The organism is Methylobacterium sp. AC690 (assembly GCF_979256535.1).
In genome coordinates this window covers 182,534-203,222 of sequence record NZ_CEEDOX010000004.1, presented here as the reverse complement: position 1 = coordinate 203,222, position 20,689 = coordinate 182,534, and the positions used below count along the sequence as shown (strand labels likewise).

The 20,689-nt window shown below is 66.7% G+C and carries 15 protein-coding genes; 6 read left to right on the top strand and 9 right to left on the bottom strand.

Annotation, left to right across the window (positions count from 1 at the left end):
• Window positions 1–203: 203 nt before the first annotated feature.
• From AC0IY1_RS06360 to AC0IY1_RS06350, 3 genes are all read right to left on the bottom strand, one after another.
• Window positions 204–3,176, bottom strand: a complete 2,973-nt coding sequence (locus AC0IY1_RS06360) for a response regulator (protein ID WP_471768678.1) — start codon at window positions 3,174–3,176, stop codon at window positions 204–206.
• A gap of 171 nt (window positions 3,177–3,347) precedes the next feature.
• Window positions 3,348–3,788, bottom strand: a complete 441-nt coding sequence (locus tag AC0IY1_RS06355; RefSeq protein WP_055952372.1) for a DUF421 domain-containing protein — start codon at window positions 3,786–3,788, stop codon at window positions 3,348–3,350.
• A gap of 2 nt (window positions 3,789–3,790) precedes the next feature.
• Window positions 3,791–4,285, bottom strand: a complete 495-nt coding sequence (locus AC0IY1_RS06350; protein ID WP_471768499.1) for a hypothetical protein — start codon at window positions 4,283–4,285, stop codon at window positions 3,791–3,793.
• A gap of 348 nt (window positions 4,286–4,633) precedes the next feature.
• On the opposite strand from AC0IY1_RS06350, the gene AC0IY1_RS06345 reads away from it, so the two are divergent.
• Both AC0IY1_RS06345 and AC0IY1_RS06340 read left to right on the top strand, forming a co-directional pair.
• The gene (locus tag AC0IY1_RS06345; RefSeq protein WP_471768498.1) at window positions 4,634–5,908 is read left to right on the top strand and encodes an alpha/beta hydrolase; all 1,275 of its coding nucleotides are present in this window, start codon (window positions 4,634–4,636) and stop codon (window positions 5,906–5,908) included.
• 396 nt (window positions 5,909–6,304) lie between these two features.
• A complete protein-coding gene (locus AC0IY1_RS06340; protein ID WP_471768496.1) occupies window positions 6,305–6,760 on the top strand; it encodes a CBS domain-containing protein in 456 nt (151 codons plus the stop codon).
• Here the strand turns inward: AC0IY1_RS06340 and AC0IY1_RS06335 are convergent, their stop codons facing one another.
• Window positions 6,761–7,315, bottom strand: a complete 555-nt coding sequence (locus AC0IY1_RS06335) for a hypothetical protein (protein WP_471768495.1) — start codon at window positions 7,313–7,315, stop codon at window positions 6,761–6,763. It abuts the gene before it with no gap.
• Between the two features lie 128 nt (window positions 7,316–7,443).
• Here AC0IY1_RS06335 and AC0IY1_RS06330 point away from each other — a divergent pair, with 128 nt between their 5' ends.
• Both AC0IY1_RS06330 and AC0IY1_RS06325 read left to right on the top strand, forming a co-directional pair.
• Complete coding sequence (locus AC0IY1_RS06330) at window positions 7,444–9,207, top strand: SLC13 family permease (RefSeq protein WP_471768494.1); 1,764 nt, start codon at window positions 7,444–7,446, stop codon at window positions 9,205–9,207.
• A gap of 467 nt (window positions 9,208–9,674) precedes the next feature.
• A complete protein-coding gene (locus AC0IY1_RS06325; protein ID WP_471768492.1) occupies window positions 9,675–11,636 on the top strand; it encodes a response regulator in 1,962 nt (653 codons plus the stop codon).
• Window positions 11,637–11,891: 255 nt separating this feature from the next.
• On the opposite strand, the gene AC0IY1_RS06320 is transcribed toward AC0IY1_RS06325, so the two are convergent.
• Window positions 11,892–15,638 carry a vitamin B12-dependent ribonucleotide reductase gene (locus tag AC0IY1_RS06320; protein ID WP_471768491.1) on the bottom strand — a complete coding sequence of 1,249 codons (3,747 nt, stop codon included), beginning with the start codon at window positions 15,636–15,638 and terminating at the stop codon, window positions 11,892–11,894.
• A 496-nt stretch (window positions 15,639–16,134) separates the two neighbouring features.
• On the opposite strand from AC0IY1_RS06320, the gene AC0IY1_RS06315 reads away from it, so the two are divergent.
• Both AC0IY1_RS06315 and AC0IY1_RS06310 read left to right on the top strand, forming a co-directional pair.
• Window positions 16,135–16,551: an NADH:ubiquinone oxidoreductase subunit NDUFA12 gene (locus AC0IY1_RS06315; RefSeq protein WP_103709220.1), complete on the top strand. Its 417-nt coding sequence runs from the start codon at window positions 16,135–16,137 to the stop codon at window positions 16,549–16,551.
• 141 nt (window positions 16,552–16,692) lie between these two features.
• A complete protein-coding gene (locus AC0IY1_RS06310) occupies window positions 16,693–17,334 on the top strand; it encodes a DUF2155 domain-containing protein (protein ID WP_471768489.1) in 642 nt (213 codons plus the stop codon).
• A gap of 17 nt (window positions 17,335–17,351) precedes the next feature.
• On the opposite strand, the gene aat is transcribed toward AC0IY1_RS06310, so the two are convergent.
• The 4 genes from aat to accC form a co-directional block, all read right to left on the bottom strand.
• Window positions 17,352–18,020, bottom strand: a complete 669-nt coding sequence (aat, locus tag AC0IY1_RS06305) for a leucyl/phenylalanyl-tRNA--protein transferase (protein WP_471768487.1) — start codon at window positions 18,018–18,020, stop codon at window positions 17,352–17,354.
• Window positions 18,021–18,143: 123 nt separating this feature from the next.
• Window positions 18,144–18,476 (bottom strand): hypothetical protein, encoded by a 333-nt coding sequence (locus AC0IY1_RS06300; RefSeq protein ID WP_103709177.1) that lies wholly within the window; start codon window positions 18,474–18,476, stop codon window positions 18,144–18,146.
• Between the two features lie 434 nt (window positions 18,477–18,910).
• The gene (locus AC0IY1_RS06295) at window positions 18,911–19,219 is read right to left on the bottom strand and encodes a hypothetical protein (RefSeq protein WP_055952403.1); all 309 of its coding nucleotides are present in this window, start codon (window positions 19,217–19,219) and stop codon (window positions 18,911–18,913) included.
• Window positions 19,220–19,319: 100 nt separating this feature from the next.
• Entirely contained in the window at window positions 19,320–20,684 is a 1,365-nt protein-coding gene (gene accC, locus AC0IY1_RS06290) for an acetyl-CoA carboxylase biotin carboxylase subunit (RefSeq protein WP_055952406.1), read from the bottom strand.
• Window positions 20,685–20,689: the final 5 nt, after the last annotated feature.

Here is a 20,689-nt window from a genome sequence, read left to right as displayed (position 1 = left end):
CCTCGTCGAGGCGTCACTGCCATGCTGGACTGGACCGTCGAGTTTTCGCCTGGATCGGCGGATGGGACGGGACACGGAGCGCGCGCATCTCGACCTGACCCTTTCCCGTCCCGCAGCATGAGCCCGCCGGTAGACTTTCTTCCATCAGACTAGGACGCCCAGGGCTAGCGGCTTCACAGGACACGTGCCTCGGGATCGGCAGCTTACCGCTTCGGCGAGACGAACGGGCGCAGCAAGTCGGGTAGGTCGTCGATGCCGACTTGGCCCTTTCGAAGGAGGCAGTCGGCTCGTCCCGCGAGCCGTCGTCGGTCCTCGCCGTCGACGTCTTTCGCCGTCAACACGACGACGGGGATCGAACCCCATTCTGGCTTGGCACGGAGCGTCCTGAGGAACGCGAACCCGTCCATCTCCGGCATCATCAGGTCCAGCAAGATCAAGCCGGGGCGCTCGGCCGCCACCGCCGCAAGCCCGGCCTTGCCGTTCTCGGCTGTCGCGACCCGCCAACCTTCCCGGGCAAGCCGCGTGGACATCCGCACACGCGTGTCGGCATCGTCGTCAATCACGAGCAACGGTCCCTCGTGCTCCCGGGGGCGGAAGCGCTCCATCACTGCGTGAAGCTCGTCCCAGTCGATGGGCTTCTGCAGATAGTCGGTGGCACCCAGGGAAAAGGCCAAGTTCTGCTCGTCCAGCACGGTGACCATGATCACGGGGGTGTCGCCGAGATCCGGGTCACCCCTGAGGGCACGCAGAACCGACCAGCCGTCCATCTGGGGCATCGTGACATCGAGAAGCATCACGCGGGGGCGGATCGCCCGCGCCATGTCGAGGCCTTCGCGCCCGTCAAGGGCGGCCACGACCTCGAAGCCGTCGCGCTCCAGGAAGCGGGTGAGGAGTTCGCGCGTCGCCGGATCGTCGTCCACGACAAGGACGACGCCTTGCCGAGACGCCTCGTCCGAAATCGCAAAGCCCGCGCTCCCGTTCGGCTCCGCTTCGTCGTTGGTCCCGGCGATGCACGCTGGGACCGACATGGTGAAGGTGGTGCCGCGGCCCTCCTCGCTCGCCACCGCGATGTCACCGCCGAGCATGGCAGCGAACGCCCTGGTAATGGACAGGCCGAGCCCCGTGCCGCCGAACTTCCGGGTCGTCGAGGCATCGGCCTGGGTGAAGCGCTCGAACAGCCGCGCCTGCTGCTCCGAGTTCATGCCGATGCCGGTGTCGCTCACCTGGAAGGTCAGCCAATCGACGCCATCACGGGCGCCCCGTTCGGCCTCGAGGGTGATCCGCCCGCCTTCCGTGAACTTGGCAGCGTTGCTGAGCAGGTTGATGAGGCACTGGCGCAGCTTGGTCGCGTCTGTGCGCGCCTCGCCGAGGTCCGGGCCAAGATTCAGAGCCAGGACATTGTCCTTGGCGGCGACGAGGGATTCGACCGTCGAGGCTACGTCGCGGACGACGGCATCGACGCTGAACGCCTCGACGTAGGTTTCCATCCGCTCGGCCTCGATCTTCGAGAGGTCCAGGACGTCGTTGATCAGTCCGAGCAGGTGGCGCGCGTTCGCCTCGATCTTCCTCACGTCGGGCAAGAGGTCGGCTTGGCCGACATCCTCCATGTCTTCCTGCAGCATCTCGGAATAGCCGATGACCGCCGAGAGCGGGGTGCGGAGTTCGTGGCTCATGTTCGCGAGGAACTCGCTCTTGGCCCGATTGGCCTCCTCTGCGGCGACCTTGGCAGCGGCCAATTGGAGCTCCCCCCGCTTGCGCCCGTCGATGTCCGTGACAACGATGACGGCTCCGATCCGTCGATCGTCGACGTCGAGCAACGGGGCGGCCAGGAACTCGACCCAGGCGCGCGTGCCGTCACCCCGTTGGTATTCGACCTCCAACGCGTCCTGCTGCCCGCCGTCGCGGGCGACCTTGGGGACGGGCCATTCGTCCGCCTCGACCGGGTGTCCGTCCGCGTGGAAGCCGACCCAGCGCTCGGGCTCGCCTTGGACCGCGTCGGGCATCACCTCATGGCCCAGGATGGCGGTGGTCCGGACGTTATGGCCGACAATGCGACCGGACGGTGCCTCGGCGATGATGACGCCGACGGGCAGCGTCTCCATGACGGTCCGGAGCGTTGCCTCGCCAAGGCGCATGCCGCGCCGTGCTTCTGCCTCGCCGGCCTCGGCGAGCCCGGCCGGGATGATCCCGGCGAACAGCGTCGCATTGCGCAGGTCCCGACCCGAGAACGCGTCTGGTTGGCTCGACTGCAGCTTGAGCACGCCGATGTGCGCGCTGCCCCTGGCGATCGGCACGTAGATGGCCGATCGCATCCCCAGGGCGGAAATGGCGTCCCGGTCGACCCGCGGGTCGGTGAGTACGTCCGGGCAGAGTACCGGCTTGCCGGTGGTCAGGCAGTGGCCGGAGAGGCTGCCGTCGAGGGGTAAGCGGCGACCGACATGGGCGGCGAGCGCCCCGCGGCCCGAGCGATAGACCAGTGCGTCCCCCTCGCGCAGTTCGATGACGCCGCCCTCCGCCTGGGGGACGGTTTCCATGACTCCCGCGACGAGGGCGTCGAGGATGGCGTCCCTGTCACCGGCCGCGCGCGTCACTGCGGCCTGAGCGGCGATCAACGCGTCCTGCTGGGTGATCAGCGCGGCCTGGCCCACGAGGATGCGTTCGCGCTCGAACCCCGAGCGACGGAGCTCTAACTGAGACATAACCTGCCCGGCGAGCGCACGCAGCGCCTCCGCTTGCCGGTCGTCGAGCCCCATCGGTCGAGGGACGAGGTCGATCACGCACAAGCTACCCAGGTGTTCGCCACCGGTCGCCGCGAGCGGGGCCCCCGCGTAGAAACGCAGGTACGGCTCGCCGGTGACGAGGGGGTTGCTGCTGGTACGGGGATCCTGCGTTAGGTCCGGGATCACCAGCAGGTCCGGGGCGCCCAGGGCGTGCGCGCAGATGGACTTGTCCAGCGTCGTCTCGCAGGGGGCGAAACCGGAGCGTGCCTTGAACCATTGCCGGTCTCCGGCAACGAGACTGACTAGGGCGACCGGGGCGTCGCAGGTCATCCGGGCCAGCGTGACGATGTCGTCAAAGCCCTTCTCGGGTGGCGTGTCGAGGATGTCGTGGTCCAGGAGTGCGTCGAGGCGGCGTCTATCGCGGACCTTGGGCGGAAACGTCGTCGGATCAGTCATCATCGGCTCGCGGTCGGGTGCGGATGCGCTCGCCGACGCAAGGCCACGGGGTGACGCGCTGCGGACTGCTGGGTGCCGTCGACAACACGGCCCACGCCAAGTGGTTGCCGCCCCCCTAGGGCGCAGGGACGTGCCTCGCGAATCGGTGAACCGGGACCGATTCCAAGGGGGTCACGCCTTTTCAATCAGCGAGACTTTGCCGTCGCGCTCAACGATGGCGACGGCGACCTTATCCATGTCGTCGAGGCCCTGCTGGCGCGCGGCGGTGCGCACGTCGGCCTGCTGCATGCGCAAGCGCCGCATGTGGATCTCGTCCCAGTCGCCGTCACGGTAAACGACGATGGGTGTGCCGTCGCAGATGCGCTCGAACCAGACGTAGCGCAGCTTCAGCCACGACACGGCGACGTGCATCAGTCCGACGGTGAACAGGGCGCTCATCGCGCCTGTAAAGGAGTGGTCGTCGCCCAGGATGGCGCTGACGCTCATGCCGCCGAAGAGAAACAGCACCACCATGTCGATGGGGGCTTGCTGGCTGGCGGTGCGCCGCCCAATCAGCCGGATCACGAACAGAACGATGACGTAGGCCGCCGCAGCCTTGAGGACGGTGTTCATGGCTAAGGCACCGCGTACTGTGACCAAGACAAGGTTTCGCCCGCATCGAGGCGGGCGGTGAGATCGACGCCGCCGCGGAAGGCCGGCGAACCCGTGAAGCGGATCAGGGCGTGGCTTTCGCCCGCCTGCACCGGGAACACGAGGCGGATGCCGCCGCCGACGACTTCCCAAGTCGCGGGCCTGGGCGTGATGCTCTCGAGGCCGAACTGGTCGACCAGATCCTTGGCAATGGTCACTGCCACCTTGTCCCCGCCCGGGGGCACGCGGGTGTCGAAGCGAACGATGGTGGGGGCGCCGAAGCGCACCACCGGCTCGTATCGGATGCTGATCGATCCATCGGCGTTGGTGATGCTTCGCTCGCTGAACGGCCCGTGCCCAAGCAGGCCGAAGGCGCAGACCAGCACGAAGGCGAGCATGACCAGGCGCCCCGCGACCTCGGCCTTGCGCCACCCGTCCTCGAACGCCGGGTAGAACCCGCGGGCGATCTCCTGCGGCATGGGCGGGTCGTCGTGGATGACTTCCAATGCGGTCTCGCTCCCATACCTCGGTCAGTCGTCGGAGCCGACCGGGCTCGGCATCGCAGATCCAAGGCCGGTCGTCCTGTCTTGTTCCGTCCGCGGTTGTCTCCGCTATCAAAAGCGTCGCCGACCGAGGACGTCCGTGCGTCTCTCGCATCCCGCACGGCAAGGTAACGGGCATTGTGGGCTCCCGCCGGGTGCTCGCATGAGCCTGCCTCGCGCCGCAATCGCCTCGTAGTCCGTCTCAGCCTTGACGGTTCGTAAACCGTTGCCCGTCACGGCCATTACGAGGATATCGGACGATTGGTGCGGGTGTCGGTGCAGAAGATGCGAAGCTCTCGCGGCATGCTGGCCGCCTTGCTGATCCTGGCGCTTCCCGCCTGTTCGGGGCGCCCGAGCGGGGTGCTGTTGCCCATCGCCCAGATCGATCAGATTCCGGGTACGTCCCGGGTGGACATGCTCGTCGCCACGACCCGCAAGTCGGCGACCGACCGAGGCGTCCTGTTCTCGGGCGAGCGCGGCGACGCCGTGACCTACACCGACCTCGCCATCTCGATACCCCCGGACGCTACCCGCCAGCCGGGTTCGGTGCAGTGGCCCAAATCCCTGCCGGGTAACCCGGCCACGGATTTCGTCGCGCTTCGGGCCGAGCCCGTCGACCGCTCGAAGGTCGCCGCCTGGACCGGCCGCGCCGTCCGACGCGGGGCCAAACGCCATGTCCTCGTGTTCGTGCACGGGTTCAACAACAAGTTCGAGGACGCCGTCTTCCGCTTCGCGCAAATCGTGCACGATTCCGGCGCCGAGGTCGCCCCGGTGCTGTTCACGTGGCCGTCCCGCGGCTCTGTACTCGCCTACGGCTACGACCGCGAGAGCACCAACTTCTCGCGCAATGGCCTGGAAACACTGCTGCGAGACCTCGCTCAGGATTCGAACGTCGGCGAGGTCACCGTCCTGGCACACTCGATGGGCAACTGGCTCACGCTGGAGAGCCTGCGCCAGATGGCCATCCGCGACCGGCGCGTTGCCCCGAAGATCCGCAACGTCATCCTGGCCGCGCCCGACGTCGACATGGATCTCGCCCGGGCGGCCTTCCACGACATGGGCAAGGACCGGCCGCGGCTGACCCTGATGGTCTCGAACGACGACCAAGCACTGGCCGTCTCCCGTCTCGTCTGGGGCGACAGCGTGCGGCTGGGGGCCATCGATCCGAACGTCGAGCCCTACCGCTCAGAGTTGGAGCGGGAGAACATCGGCGTCCTGAACCTGACCACCGTGAAGTCCGTGGACGCCCTGAACCACGGCAAGTTCGCCAGCGGTGACGTGGTCGCCCTTCTCGGCAAGCGCCTCGCCGATGGCCAGCCGATCTCCGACGGACAAGTGGGCATCGGCGACCATCTCGTGCGCACCGCTGCTGGCGCGGCCTCGACGGTGGCGACGGGAGCAGCTTTGGCCGTGGCCGCGCCGGTGGCGCTCATCGACCCGCAGACGCGCGAGACTTACGGTGAGCACCTGTCGAACGTCGGTTCCGGCCTGCGCGACACCGCGGGCTCCGGCGCCGATCTCGCTGGCGCGCCGATGCGCGCCATCACCGGTGGGCGCTGACATCGACGCGACCGATACCGGGCCAGCCTGCAAGACCAGGTAGGGGCTCGCGAAGCTGACGGTCGCAAACGGTGTCGCTTACCGCGGGGAGGAGCGGTCGATTTCGATCCGGTATGGCTCGGATCTGGAGGTCGCCGAGAAGATCTCGCTGGCGGCGGCGGTGAGGCATACGGATCGCGACGAAGACGTACGAGATCATCGGCAGCCTGGTCATCCGCATGGACGGCCAGGACGGGCACTCGTATGGACATCGTACGTCGATGTCCCCGGCCGACCGACGACAGGTCGGTCCCCTCAAGATGGCCTTGGGGGCATCGCGGACGTGCTCCAGCTGGCGGGGCACGGCGTTTGGTCCCACGAGGCCGCCCCGTCTTCCCGTGTACGATCCGAGGTCCGATGACGAAGCTGTCCGCCGAACACCTGCGCGTCGTCGACGTGATGTCACGGGACGTGGAGTTCATCGAAGCGCATGCGAGCGCGCAGGACGCGGCCATTCTGATGGGTGAGATCGAAGTCGGGGCCCTGCCGGTGGGCACCGCCGAGCGGCTCGATGGCATCGTGACCGACCGCGACCTGCTCTACCGCGTGGTGGCACGGGGCCGGGACCCGTCGACGGTTTCCGTGAAGGAGGTTGCGTCTCGGCCCGTCCTGACCTGCGGCCCCGAAGACACGCTTCGCGTCGCCATGGATCTGATGATCGCCAACTACGTCCGGCGCCTTCCGGTCGTGGACGGCGCGGGCGCGGTGGTCGGATGGCTGACGCTGGCCGACATCTCCCGCCACCTCCTCGTGGAGGACGCCGCGCTTCAATCGGTGCTTCAGGCGCTGACCGAGGGGGCCGAGGGACCCTGATCAGGAACGGTGGCGGCGCAAGGCTGCGCGCACGGTCGCGGTTGGTATGGACCGGTGTGCTGCGACGTAATCGGCGAAGGCCCGCGCCGCCGGACCGGCGTCACGAGCGGCGACCAGCGCCAGCACGAAGGCGACGAGCGCGAGGTCCGCATTCGCGATAGTGGCCAGTGCCTTGTCCAGGGCGGGCGGTGATTGCAGCGCCGCGTCGTAGGTGGCGAGCAGGTCGGGTGCGGTCCCGGCCCCGGCAAGCCAGGACCTGACCGCGCCGTGCACCGATGCCTCGCCGCCGGCGAGGGCTGCAACGGCGGCGAAGCGCACGACGGCCTCCGCCTCCGATTGCTGAAGGCGGCCGAGGTTGATGTTCAGGGGAATGGCGGTCTGGTGCCGGTTCTGAAGCCAGCCGTGCAGCACCTTCTGACCGATCACCTCGGCGATCTGCCGCTGCGCCGGCGCGACTTCGCGCTGGCGGCGGTCCACGCCCCTGTCAGGCGACTGGGGCTCGAGTTCCTCCTGTGCATCGGGAGATGCGTAAGGCGTGTTGATGCGAAGGTTCATCGCGGATGCCTCGCCGAGTGAACGCCCGAGCCTCCGGCGGGTTGGGGGCCGTACCACCCATCGGATCGCCGCATGCCCGTCTCCATTCCATGCCTCCCGCCACTGCGGTCTTCCCAGGTGCTCACGCGATGACCCTCGATCAAGTGCTCGCCTTCGGCCTGATCGGCATCACCGTGGCCGCCTTCATCTGGGACCGGCTGCCCTACGATCTCATTGCGCTCACTGCCCTGGCCGCTGGGATCGCGCTCGGCCTGGTGCCGGCCGAGAAGGCGTTCTCGGGCTTCTCCGACGACATCGTCATCATCGTCGGGGGCGCGCTCGTCCTGTCGACGGCGATTGCGCGCTCCGGTGCGGTCGAGACGCTGATGCGTCCCATCCTGCCGCATCTGACGAGCGCACAACGGCAGGTCACCGCCCTCGCGGGCGGGGTCCTGCTCCTCTCCATGGTCACGAAGAACGTCGGCGCGCTGGCGATCTTCATGCCCATCGCCCTGCAACTCGCCCGCCGCACCGGCACATCGCCTTCCACCCTCCTGATGCCGATGGCATTCGCGTCCCTGATCGGCGGCATCGTCACCCTGGTGGGCACATCGCCCAACGTCATCGTCTCCAAGGTCCGGGCCGATATGACCGGGCAGCCTTTCGGCATGTTCGACTACGCGCCGGTCGGGCTGTGCGTGGCGGGTGTCGGCTTCCTCTTCCTGTGCCTGGGCTGGCGGCTGCTGCCACGCCGCGACAGCGGGGCACGCGCCATGGACGCGGCGTTCAACCTCGAACGCTACACCACCGAGGCAAGCCTGCCGGCCGGCCATCCGGGGATAGGCGGCACCCTAGGGCAGCTCGAGGCCCTGGCCGATGGCGATGTCCGGATCGCGACCGTCCTGCGCGAGCGCTTCCGTCGGTATCCCGCCAGCCCGGACTTCCGGCTTCAAGCCGATGACGTGTTGCTCCTGAGCGGAGAGCCGGACGCCCTTGAGCGCTTCGTGGCGCGCGCGGACCTTGTGCTGGCCGGGGCGCTGCCGGAGGCCGAAGCCGTAGTCATGGAGGGGGTGGTTACCGCCGAGTCCGGGCTCGTCGGGCACACCGCAGCCCAGCTCGATCTGGAGCAACGCCAGGGCGTCCTCATCCTCGCCGTCAGTCGACGCGGTCGCCGCATCGAACAACGCCTCTCGGCCGTGCGGTTCCGTGCAGGGGATGTCGTGGTGATGCGCGGGCGCACGGCCGCTCTCGGTCCAAGTTTGGGCGCGCTCGGCGTGCTCCCCCTTGCCGCGCGTGAGATCGCGCTCGGCCGGAACGACCGGAGCTGGATCCCGGCCGCGATCCTGGCCGTTGCCATGGGCCTGGTGGCCCTGCACGTGGTGCCCGTGGCTGTGGCCTTCTTCGGGGCCGTCGTCGCCGTGCTTCTCCTTCGCAGCATGACACCGCACGAGGCCTACCAAGCCGTCGAGTGGCCCGTGCTCGTGCTGCTCGGTGCCCTCATCCCCATCTCGGAGACCGTAACCAGCACAGGTGGCGCGGACCTCATTGCGGCGCATCTGACGACGTTGGTGCAGGACCTGCCGCCCATCGCGGCGATGGGCACCATCCTGGTGCTGGCCATGGCTGTGACGCCGTTCCTCAACAACGCTGCGACGGTGCTGGTCATGGGTCCCATCGCCGCCAAGCTCGCGACGAAGCTCGGCTTGGCGCCGGACCCGTTCCTTATGGCCGTGGCACTGGGGGCCGCATGCGACTTCCTCACGCCCATCGGCCACCAGTGCAACACCTTGGTCATGGGTCCGGGAGGGTATCGCTTCGGCGATTATGCCCGGCTTGGACTGCCGCTTTCGCTCATTGTCGTGGCGGTCGGGATCCCTATGATTGCGCTGGTCTGGCCGTTGCGCCCGGCCTGAGCGCAACCGGTGCCGGTGCCTTCATGCGGAATTCGGCGTCGACCAGATCCTCGACCGGACCTCGGCGCGTGAAGGCCGTCTCCCTTCCATGCATCGCCGAGTAGTTTGGCGGAGCCGGGCTCGGCAATTGCAGAGCACGGCCCGAAACTGCGGTGACCGTTGGACCCTTCCCAGGTCTGGTCTGATCTCACGACAGGAGATCTTCGGGAACTCGAACCTGAAAGTCCGTTGAAGGCGAGAGGCGGCCGAGCGCCGCTTGTGCAGCGAATACCACGACTTCGAGTCTTGAACTCAAAACCGTACTGGCAGAAATCCGCCTTGTCGGGCCTTGGCTTCTGCAGTCACGAGCGTCAGGGAAACAATCGAACACCAGACACAACTACCGAAAAGATCAATGTCGTATTTTAACCGGGCAGTGGGGTAACCCTTCGCTTCCCAAAGCATCTCGGTCGTGACACTCACATCCTATGAGTAGATTGCACAAACTGATCGGGACGGTCGCCCTCCGACGTCCTTCGCCCGTCATCGACTACGGCGTCACGCTGCTGCTGATCGGCATCATGACGTTCGTTCGGTTCCTAGCTCCGGCCTATGTCGCACCGTTCCTCTTGTACATCCCAGTCCTGCTCGTTGTAAGCCTAGCCTTTGGCTCGGGTGCAGGAACGCTGGCACTGTCGTTGTCCACCCTGATTGCCGCGTGGTTCTACACGCGGGACGGGTCCCTCGATGGCGTCGATGCTGCCCTGCTGTGTCAGTACGTTCTGGTCGGCGCGACCATGGTGTGGATCTGCCACGCCTTACGTCGATCCGTGGCGCAGAACGAAGCCACGCTGGAACGGCTTAACGCCGCGAACCACATCCTCGTCGACAGAGAGACGGCGTTGACCAGCGCGAACGCCGTCGCGGAGGCCGCCAAGGAAGCGGCGGAGCTAGCCAACGCGGCGAAGAGCGATTTCCTGGCCAACATGAGCCATGAACTCCGCACGCCGCTCTCCGCCATCATTGGCTATAGCGAGATGATGGGGGAGGAGATTTCGGACGGTTGTGCGGCGTCGGACTTGGTCGCCGACATCGGCAAGGTCGAGCGCAATGCCCGTCACCTGCTCGGGCTCATCAACGACGTGCTGGACCTTTCCAAGGTCGAGAGCGGCAAGATGGAGGTCTACGTCGAGGACTTCGCAGTGGAGGACATGCTGCGCGATGTCGCGAGTTCGGTTGCGACCCTGGTCGGCAAGAAGGGCAATACCCTGGAAATGCGGCTCCCACCTGAGCTGGGCCGGATGCATTCCGACCTCACCAAGACGCGGCAAGTGCTCTTCAACTTCCTGAGCAACGCAGCGAAGTTCACCGAAACTGGGGTGATCACGCTTTCCGCTTCGCGCATCACGGACGGCTCGGGTACCGATCGGCTTTCGTTCGCCGTCTCCGACACGGGCATAGGCATGACGGCCGAGCAGGTGTCGCGCCTGTTCCGGCGTTTCGAGCAGGCTGATGCCTCCACGACCCGGAACTTCGGGGGCACCGGGCTTGGCCTCTCGCTCACGCGTGCCTTCGCCGACATGCTCGCGGGGACCATTACGGTGTCCAGCATTCCTGGCCAGGGCAGCACCTTTACGTTCACCGTCCCGGCAACCTTCCTTTCTCCAAGCGACGAGAAAGCCTCTCCCGATCCGGATGTGATCGCCGACGATGCGGTGGGAGGCGACGTCATCCTCGTGATCGACGACGATACGGACCAACTCGCGCTCACCACGAGGTTTCTTCATCGTGAGGGCTTCCGAGTCCAGACCGCCACGAGCGGCAGGAGCGGGCTCGATCTCGCCCGGAAGCTGCGGCCACGGGCCATTCTGTTGGACGTGATGATGCCGGGCGTGGACGGCTGGTCGGTGCTGAGCCAGATCAAGGCGGATGAGATGCTGGCGCCCATCCCGGTCGTGATGGTGACCTCCATCGATCAGCGCAACCTCGCGGCCTCGCTTGGTGCCTCGGATTACATGCTGAAGCCCGTCGACTGGACTCGGTTCGGCAAGATCGTGAACCAGTTCAGGCTGGCGGAGCCGGACCGGCGCGGCACCGTGCTTCTGGTCGAGGACGAGGCCGTTACCCGCATGGCGATGCGTTCCACCCTGGAGGAGGACGGCTGGACGGTCGTGGAGGCCATGAACGGCAGGGAAGGCCTGCGGCAGGCAAGCGAGACCAAGCCGGATGTCGTGATCGTGGATCTGAACATGCCGATCATGGATGGCTTTGGCTTCTTGGAGGGCGTTCGGGCCGTGCCCGGCTGCTCGGACATCCCGGTGATTGTCCTGACGGGCCGAGAATTCTCGGCAGAGGATCGAAGCAAGCTTCGCGGCGCGAGCCAGATCCTCAATCGCGGCGACTTCGCGTCGGCGAGTTTGGCCGAAAGACTGATAGGTCTCAGGACATGAATGGGCAGGGCCAACGCGATCCCATCGCCTCTTGGGGCGTGTTACGTCTGAATTTGCTGATCGCCGTGAAGTCCGCAAGGGTTACGTAGCCGTCCCCGACGGGGTGAAAAACCCGTGCCTGTTTTGTTCCGTTGGTGATTTGGGCAGCCGGTACACGGCTGCCCAAATGTCCTAATCACTCTAGGTTGGTTCGATGCCAAACCTTGGCGTCTGAAGGCGAAACTTTGGATCTCGGCCTAACGCACTACCGAATAACTATGAGCACCCCGTTGTGCTTCCGCAGGTGTCGCACTTCAGGCAGGTGCCATTCCGGACCAGCGTAAAGTTCGCGCATTCCGGACAGGCCTCACCGACGTAGCCCTTCATCTTCGCTTCGGCGCGGCGATCGGAGACCGTACGCTCCGGCTTGATCGGATCGGGCTTGGCGAAGGGGAGGGCATCGACCAGGGCTTCGGCCTGGCCGGCCTGGACCGGCTCGGCCTTCAGCGCCGTGGCACCGCGCAGGGCATGGACCACGCCGCCCGCCGGGGCGGTCTGGCCGGAGCTGGCCGCGCCGATTCCGACGGTACCACCGGCCGGTCCGCCCTGGATCAGGGTCAGGCGGTCGGCCGAGCCGCGCAGGAGGCCACGGGAGACGACACTGGCCGCCGTGGTCTCGGTCTTTCCGGGCTCGCGGGTGGTCTCCGTCTCACCGCCGCCGATCACCGTGCCGCCGATCTCGGACGGGCTGACATGGGCGAGGTCGGCGCGGCCGAGATAGGACACGGCCAGCTCGCGGAACACGTAGTCGAGGAGCGAGGTCGCGTTCTTGATCGCGTCGTTGCCCTGCACGAAGCCCGCGGGTTCGAAGCGGGTGAAGGTGAAGGCCTCGACGTACTCTTCCAGCGGCACGCCGTACTGGAGCCCGAGCGAGATCGCGATGGCGAAGTTGTTCATCAGGCTGCGGAAGGTGGCCCCCTCCTTGTGCATGTCGATGAAGATCTCGCCGAGGCGACCGTCGTCGTACTCACCAGTCCGCAGATAGACCTTGTGCCCGCCTACGACCGCCTTCTGGGTGTAGCCCTTGCGGCGATGGGGCATCTTCTCGCGGGAGCGGATGCGCTCGACGCGCTCGATCACCCGCTCGACGATCTTCTCCGCGACCTGCGCGGCCTTGGCGGCGGCCGGAGCCGCGATCAGCGCCTCCACCAGATCCTCGGCCTCGTCGTCTTCGTCGGCGATCAGGGCCGAGTTCAGGGGCTGCGAGAGCTTCGAGCCATCGCGGTAGAGCGCATTGGCCTTGAGGGCCAGGGTCCAGGACAGCTTGTAGGCGTTCTTGCAGTCCTCGACCGTCGCGTCGTTGGGCATGTTGATCGTCTTGGAGATGGCGCCCGAGATGAAGGGCTGCGCCGCCGCCATCATCCGGATGTGGCTCTCCACCGAGAGGTAGCGCTTGCCGATGCGTCCGCACGGGTTGGCGCAGTCGAACACCGCGTAGTGCTCCGTCTTGAGGAATGGGGCTACCTCAAGGGTCATCGCACCGCAGATGTGGGTGTTCGCCGCCTCGATGTCCTTCTTGGAGTACCCAAGGAAGGGCAGGATCTCGAAGGTCGGATCCGCGAGCTTCTCGGCCGGGACCTTGAGGACATCCTTCAGGAAGTCGTCGCCCAGGGTCCAGCGGTTGAAGACGAACTTGATGTCGAAGGCCGATTTCAGGCCCGCCTCGACCGCTGCGAGCTTGTCGTCGGTGAAGCCCTTGGCGCGGAGCGACCCGGGATTGATCGCCGGAGCTTGTCCCATGGAGCCATGGCCAACCGCGTAGGCCTCGATCTCGGCGATCTCGGATTCGCGGTAGCCGAGGGTGCGCAGGGCGTCCGGCACCGCGCGGTTGATGATCTTGAAGTAGCCGCCGCCGGCGAGCTTCTTGAACTTCACCAGGGCGAAGTCGGGCTCGATGCCGGTGGTGTCGCAATCCATCACCAGGCCGATCGTGCCGGTGGGCGCGATGACGGTGGCCTGGGCGTTGCGGTAGCCGTGCTCCTCGCCCAGCGCCAGGGCGCGGTCCCAGGCATGCTTCGCCCGCTCGACGATGTCGGTCTGTGGCACGTTGGCGAGGTCGAGGGGCACGGGGGCGATCGAGAGGAACTCGTAGCCCTCTGCCTCGCCGTAGGCGGCCCGGCGGTGGTTCCGGATCACCTTGAGCATGGCGTCCGCGTTCTCCTCGTAGGCCGGGAACGCCCCGAGTTCGCCGGCCATCTCGGCGGAGGTGGCGTAGGCCACGCCGGTCATGATCGCCGTCAGGGCGCCGGCCAGCGCACGACCCTTCTCGGAGTCGTAGGGCAGGCCCATGCTCATCAGGAGGCCGCCGATATTGGCATAGCCGAGGCCGAGGGTGCGGTAGCGGTAGGAGAGCTCGGCGATTTCCTTCGAGGGGAACTGCGCCATCATCACCGAGATCTCGAGCACCACCGTCCAGAGGCGGTTCAGGTGCTCGAAGGCGGCGACGTCGAAGTGGTTCGTGGCGCGGTCATACATCGTCAGCAGGTTGGCCGAGGCCAGGTTGCAGGCGGTGTCGTCGAGGAACATGTACTCGGAGCACGGGTTCGACGCCCGGATCCGGCCGCCGGCCGGGCAGGTGTGCCAGTCGTTCATCGTCGTATTGAAGTGCAGGCCCGGATCGGCCGAGGCCCAGGCGGCCTCACCGATCTTCTCCCACAGGTCGCGCGCCTTCAGCGTCTTCGTGGTCTTGCCGGTGGTGCGGGCCGTCAGGTTCCAGTCGGCATCCGACTCGACCGCGCGCAGGAAGTCGTCGGTCAGGGAGACCGAGTTGTTGGAGTTCTGGCCGGCGACGGTGAGGTAGGCCTCGGAATCCCAGTCGGTGTCGTAGACGGGGAAGTCGATCTTGGTGAAGCCCTGGCGGGCGAACTGGATCACCCGCTTGGTGTAGGAATCCGGCACCGCATCCTTGCGCGCCGCCTTCACGGCCTTCTTGAGGACGGGATTGCGCTCGGGGTCGAAGCAGGCATCGCCCTCGGCCTCGCACTGGGTGCAGGCCTTCATCACGGCGGTGAGGTGCTTGGAGACGATCTTGGAACCGGTGACGAGGGCGGCGACCTTCTGCTCCTCCTTCACCTTCCAATCGATGTATTGCTCGATATCCGGATGGTCGATGTCGACGATGACCATCTTGGCCGCGCGGCGCGTGGTGCCGCCCGACTTGATCGCGCCGGCGGCCCGGTCTCCGATTTTGAGGAAGGACATCAGGCCGGAGGATTTGCCACCGCCACCGAGCTTCTCGTTCTCGCCGCGCAGCATGGAGAAGTTCGAGCCGGTGCCCGAGCCGTACTTGAACAGGCGCGCCTCGCGGACCCAGAGGTCCATGATGCCGCCCTCGTTGACGAGGTCGTCCTGCACGCCCTGGATGAAGCAGGCATGCGGCTGCGGGTGCTCGTAGGACGAGGCGGACTTCGTCAGCTCACCGGTGCGATAATCGACGTAGTAGTGGCCTTGCGCCGGGCCATCGATGCCGTAGGCCCAGTGCAGGCCGGTGTTGAACCATTGCGGCGAGTTCGGCGCCACCATCTGGCGCGCCAGCATGAAGCGCAGCTCGTCGAGGAACGCCGAAGCATCCTCTTCAGAGGTGAAGTAGCCGCCCTTCCAGCCCCAGTAGGTCCAGCAGCCTGCCAGACGGTCGAAGACCTGCGTCGAGGAGATCTCCGAGACGTAGCGCTCCGCTTCCGGCAGCTCGGCCAGGGCCGCGAGATCCGCCTCCGAGCGCCACAGGAACGACGGCACGTCGTTCTCCTCGACCTTCTTCAGCGCCGCCGGCACCCCGGCCTTGCGGAAGTACTTCTGTGCGAGGACGTCGCTGGCCACCTGGGACCAGCTTTCCGGCACCTCGATCCCATCGAGGCGGAAGACCGTCGAGCCGTCCGGGTTGCGGATCTCGCTCAGGGTCTTGCGAAAGGGGATCGTCGCGTAGGGGGATTGTCCGGCCGTAGTATGGCGCCGCTCGAACCGCATGGAACCTGTCTCCCGAGCCGCCTGAAGAAGTGCGGCGCCGTGTCGAAGAATGATGAAGGCGAGCGACCGCGGACGCCGCGGAGCGCTAGAATCGATATCGAAAATTCGGTGATCCGCCGGTGACGCGACAGCCTCGGCGATGATCCGAAGGTATGCCGGCCGGGGGCCTCACGTCAATAACTAGTGTGCCGGCTGCCTGTTCCTGGCTAGATGTAGTGGGTCACGTCTTAAAGCTGTGGATATCGCGGGCGGATCCGTAAGTGCCCTTTCGGCTTGGCGGATTCAGCCGCGAAAAATTTTCCGCCCACAGGCGGTTCCGTGCTCGGATGGGGTGCCCGGATGGTTAACGGCGCCGGGTGTGGGATTTCCGCCGCATGGGGCACCAATCCCGCGCTTCGCAGGTGCCGCCTCGCGACTGGACTTCGCGGATGCGCCTCACCATAGTCCGCGCCGGAACACGATGACGGGGCACGGGCGCCCCATTCAGGCGAACGCGATGGCTCTCAAGGACACGCTCCTGCGGATCTTCACCTGGTGGAACGGGCAGACGATGTCGCTCGCGCTCTACACGGCGCGCAAGGGGCAACGCGTCGGCACCGACGATCTCGGCAACGTCTACTACCGGGCGCAGGGCGCGCTGATCGACCGTTCCGTCGGCACGGAGCGGCGCTGGGTGGTCTACAACGGGTATGCCGACGCCTCGAAGGTGCCCCCGGGCTGGCGTGCCTGGCTCTGCCACAACGGCGACGTGCCCCCGAGCGAACAGGACTACACGCCGCGCGCCTGGCAGAAGCCCTATGTGGAGAACCTGACCGGCACCAGCGGCGCCTACCGCCCGCGCGGCTCGCAGCTGAATGTCGGCCAGCGCCCCGCCGCCACCGGCGACTACGTGCCCTGGAGCCCGGGCAACTGAGGGCAGGGCGCCCGATCGGGCGCCGGCCCTTTTTCCACCAATCTTCGCGCGCTTAAGAAGACCTCGCGTCGTCGCGCCCGCCCGGGGCGCCTGCGAGGAGGGTCGCCCGTGAGCCGCAGCACAGCAGGATCGTCTCGCTCCGTGGTCAAGCGTCTCCTCCTCGCGTCGGTCGCGATCGGCCTCTGCAGCCTTCCGGCCGCCGCCGACAAGATCAAGAACCCCACCGCGGTGTTCTCGGGCCTCGACAAGATCACCGGGCGGATCGTCTCCTTCGAGGTGGCGGTTGACGAGACGGTTCAGTTCGGCGCGCTGCAGCTGACACCGCGGGTCTGCTACAGCCGGCCTCCGACCGAGAGCCCGAAGACCACGGGCTTCCTCGAGGTCGACGAGGTCACGCTCGACAACAAGTACCGCCGCATCTTCACCGGCTGGATGTTCGCGTCGAGCCCCGGCCTGCACGCCATCGAGCATCCGATCTACGATGTCTGGCTCGTCGATTGTAAGGGCGGCGCCGACGTGATCGCCGAGGCGCGCGAGCAGGAGGACGTTCCTGCCATGGCGTCGAAGCCGGAAAAGACACGGCGTCCGAAGACTGGCCAGGACGCCACCCGGACCGCCCAGCAGGTGAATCCGAACGGGCAGGTGGATGTGGAAGCGCCGCGCGGGGTGCCGGTCCAGCCCAGGCAGAAGCCGTCGCGTAAGTTCTTCCCGTCGAACGAGGGGCCTGCCCCGGCGCCGCCGCCGCAGCAGCCCCAAACGCTCTTCGACGCCCTCTTCCGGTAGGATGCGGTCGACGCGTTTCAGTCCCGGGCCAAGGCGTCCAGGATCTGGTGCCCGCGTACCGAACCGTCCCCGGGCCAGATGGTCCAATCGGCCGGAAGGTTGATCGCCTCGGCCAAGCGTCGCTTGTAGATGTGGCGCGGGAGTTCCTCGGCGCCGAACTGCGTGAGGTGGTCGGTCACGAATTGCGTGTCGGCCAGGCGGTAGCCGCCCGCGCGCAGACGGGCCACCAGATGCACCAGGGCGACCTTCGAGGCGTCGCGGACGGTGTGGAACATGCTCTCGCCGAAGAACGCCGCTCCGAGGGAAACCCCATAGAGACCGCCGACCCGCTGACCGTCGAGGAAAACCTCAACGGTGTGAGCGTGCCCGGCGTCGAACAGGGCGCCGTAGAGTTCGCGAATCCGGCCGTTGATCCAAGTCCGCTCCGCGTCACCCCGCGGCGCCGCACACCCGGCGATGACCGCCCCGAAATCCTGATCGGTTCGAACCTCGAAGACGTCCGAGCGTACGGTGCGAGCGAGACGCTTGCCGACGTGGAAGGCATCGAGGGGCAGGACGCCGCGGGCCCGGGGCTCGACCCAGTAGATGGCCGGATCGTCGGCATCTTCCGCCATGGGGAAGATGCCCGCCGCATACGCCTTCAGCAGGATCTCGGGCGTGATCTCGACGCGGTCGCCATCGTACATGGGATGATTTTGAAGCGGTGCCGCACGGAAGACCAGAGGAAGGCTCGCCGCACGGGGGCTCGAACCCATGAAAAAGGGCGGAACCTCTCGGTTCCACCCTCTCATGCCGGACGGCGCTGCTGCTTAGAAGTTCGGGCCACCCGAGGTGGTGCCGAGATTCGGAACGGTGCGGTTCGGCTGCTCGGCGTTACCACCCTTCGCGGAATCCTCGAAGATCGCCTCGCGGTTGGTGGTGTAGGGCGCCTCGACGACCGAACCGGTGACGTCCATGTCGGTGCGGCCGTCGGCATTGCGGTAGGCGCCGTAGGCCGACGGATTGTCGATCGGGCCGCGAGTGGTGTTGCCGGCCTGCGGAACCGCCCGCTCGGGCTGGCCGACATTGCCGGACGGCGACTGGGCCAGGGCGGCGGAGGCGATCAGGGAGGCGGCGACGAAGGTAAGGCTGAAGGTGCGCATGGCGGTCTTTCGGACGGTCGGTCGATAGGAAAACGGTCTCCAGCAAGGCAGATGGCTTCGGGGCGCGAAAGGCCCGCTCCGTCTCCGTCCGGCTGGTGTGGGGGAAGAAGTCGTGACGGATCAAAGCGTTCCGGCCGTTCCTTTGCTGGCAATCTGTCGCAGCCGGCGGCTCTGGAAGGGAACGCGTTCATTCCCATGGGTCAGCAAAAGGGGTTCGGACGGCTCAGTTCAGGTCAGTCCGTACAGCCAGCGCCGGCCGAAAGAGATGATCCAGCTCACGCCAGAGGTCGCTAGCGCGCAATTCGATTGTGCGTGAACGCACATGCGACGACGATGATCTGGAGAGTCTTGCAGAGGCATGAAAAAGCCGGCCCGTTTCGGGGCCGGCTCAAGGTCGAACGGTCCGGGGAAACCCGGCGTCGAGGGTTGCGCAATCAGCGGGCAGGGCCGCCCGAAGTGCTTCCGGTGTTCGGGACGCCGCGGTTGGTGTCGTTCGCATTGCCGCCCTTGGCCGAATCGATCGCGCCGGCGCCGGGGCTCATGCCGCGCTCACCGACCGGAGCGGTCGTTGCGCCCGGGACCGGCGCCATGTCGCGGGTCGAGGGGTTGTCGATGGGCCCGCGGGTGGTTCCGCCTGCCTGCGGGACGGCTCGCTCGGGCTGTCCGACGTTGCCCGAAGGCGATTGGGCGAGGGCAGGACCGGCGAGGAGAAGGCCGGCGAGAAGCGGGATGGTCAGGCGCACGGGAGGGGTATTCCTTGCAGAGCGGCTCGACGACAACACCTGCCGCCAAGCCTGGGCAGACGCTGAAGAACGAGTCTGCGCCGTCCCTGTTCCCCCGGGCCTACGGCGTCGACGGTTCGTCGAGGCCGCCATCGGCCAGGAACTTCTCGAGCCAGTGGATGTCGTACTCGCCGTTCTGAACATCCGGATTGCGCACCAGGGTCCGGAAGAGCGGCAGCGTGGTGTCGACACCGTCGACCACGAACTCGTCGAGCGCGCGACGCAGGCGCATGAGGCACTCGTTGCGCGTGCGTCCGTGCACGATCAGCTTGCCGATCAACGAGTCGTAGTTCGGCGGGATGCGATACCCCTGGAACACGGCCGAATCCACGCGCACGCCGAGGCCGCCGGGCGGATGGAAGTAGGTGATGAGACCCGGCGAGGGCCGGAAGGTCGCCGGATGCTCGGCATTGATGCGGCACTCGATGGCGTGCCCCTCCACCTTGATCTCGTCCTGCGTCATTGACAGGGGCAGACCGGCGGCGACGCGGATCTGCTCGTTCACGAGGTCGATGCCGGTGATCATCTCAGTGACGGGATGCTCGACCTGGATGCGCGTGTTCATCTCGATGAAGTAGAACTTCCCGTCCTCATAGAGAAACTCCACGGTTCCGGCGCCGAGGTATTGCAGTTCCTGCATCGCGCGGGCGCAGATGCCGCCGATCTCGGCCCGCATGTCGGCGTTGAGGGCCGGCGAGCCGCCTTCCTCCCAGACCTTCTGGTGCCGACGCTGCAGCGAGCAGTCGCGCTCGGCGAGGTGAACGGCCTTGCCGCGCCCGTCTCCGAGCACCTGAACCTCGATGTGGCGCGGCTTCTCCAAATACTTTTCCAGGTAGACCGCGTCATCGCCGAAGGCCGCCTTGGCCTCGGTGCGAGCCATGCCGAGTGCCTGCTCCAGATCGGCCTCGGACCGGGCGACCTTCATGCCGCGGCCGCCTCCGCCGGAGGCCGCCTTGACCAGGACCGGGTAGCCGATCTCGGCGGCGATCCGCTTGGCCTCTTCCGGATCCTCGACGCCACCCTCGGACCCGGGCACGCAGGGAATTCCCAACCGCTTGGCGGTCCGCTTGGCCTCGATCTTGTCACCCATGATGCGGATGTGCTCCGCCTTGGGGCCGATGAAACCGATATTGTGGTGAGCCAGCACCTCGGCGAAGCGCGCATTCTCGGAGAGGAAGCCGTAGCCCGGATGGACGGCGTCGGCCCCGGTGATCTCGCAGGCGGCGATGATCGACGGAATGTTCAGGTAGCTGTCGCGCGCCGCCGGCGGGCCGATGCAGACGCTCTCGTCGGCGAGGCGCACGTGCATGGCATCGGCATCGGCGGTGGAGTGGACCGCCACGGTGGCGATCCCGAGCTCCTTGGCCGCACGCAGGATGCGCAGGGCAATTTCGCCCCGGTTGGCAATCAGGATCTTGTCGAACATGGGTG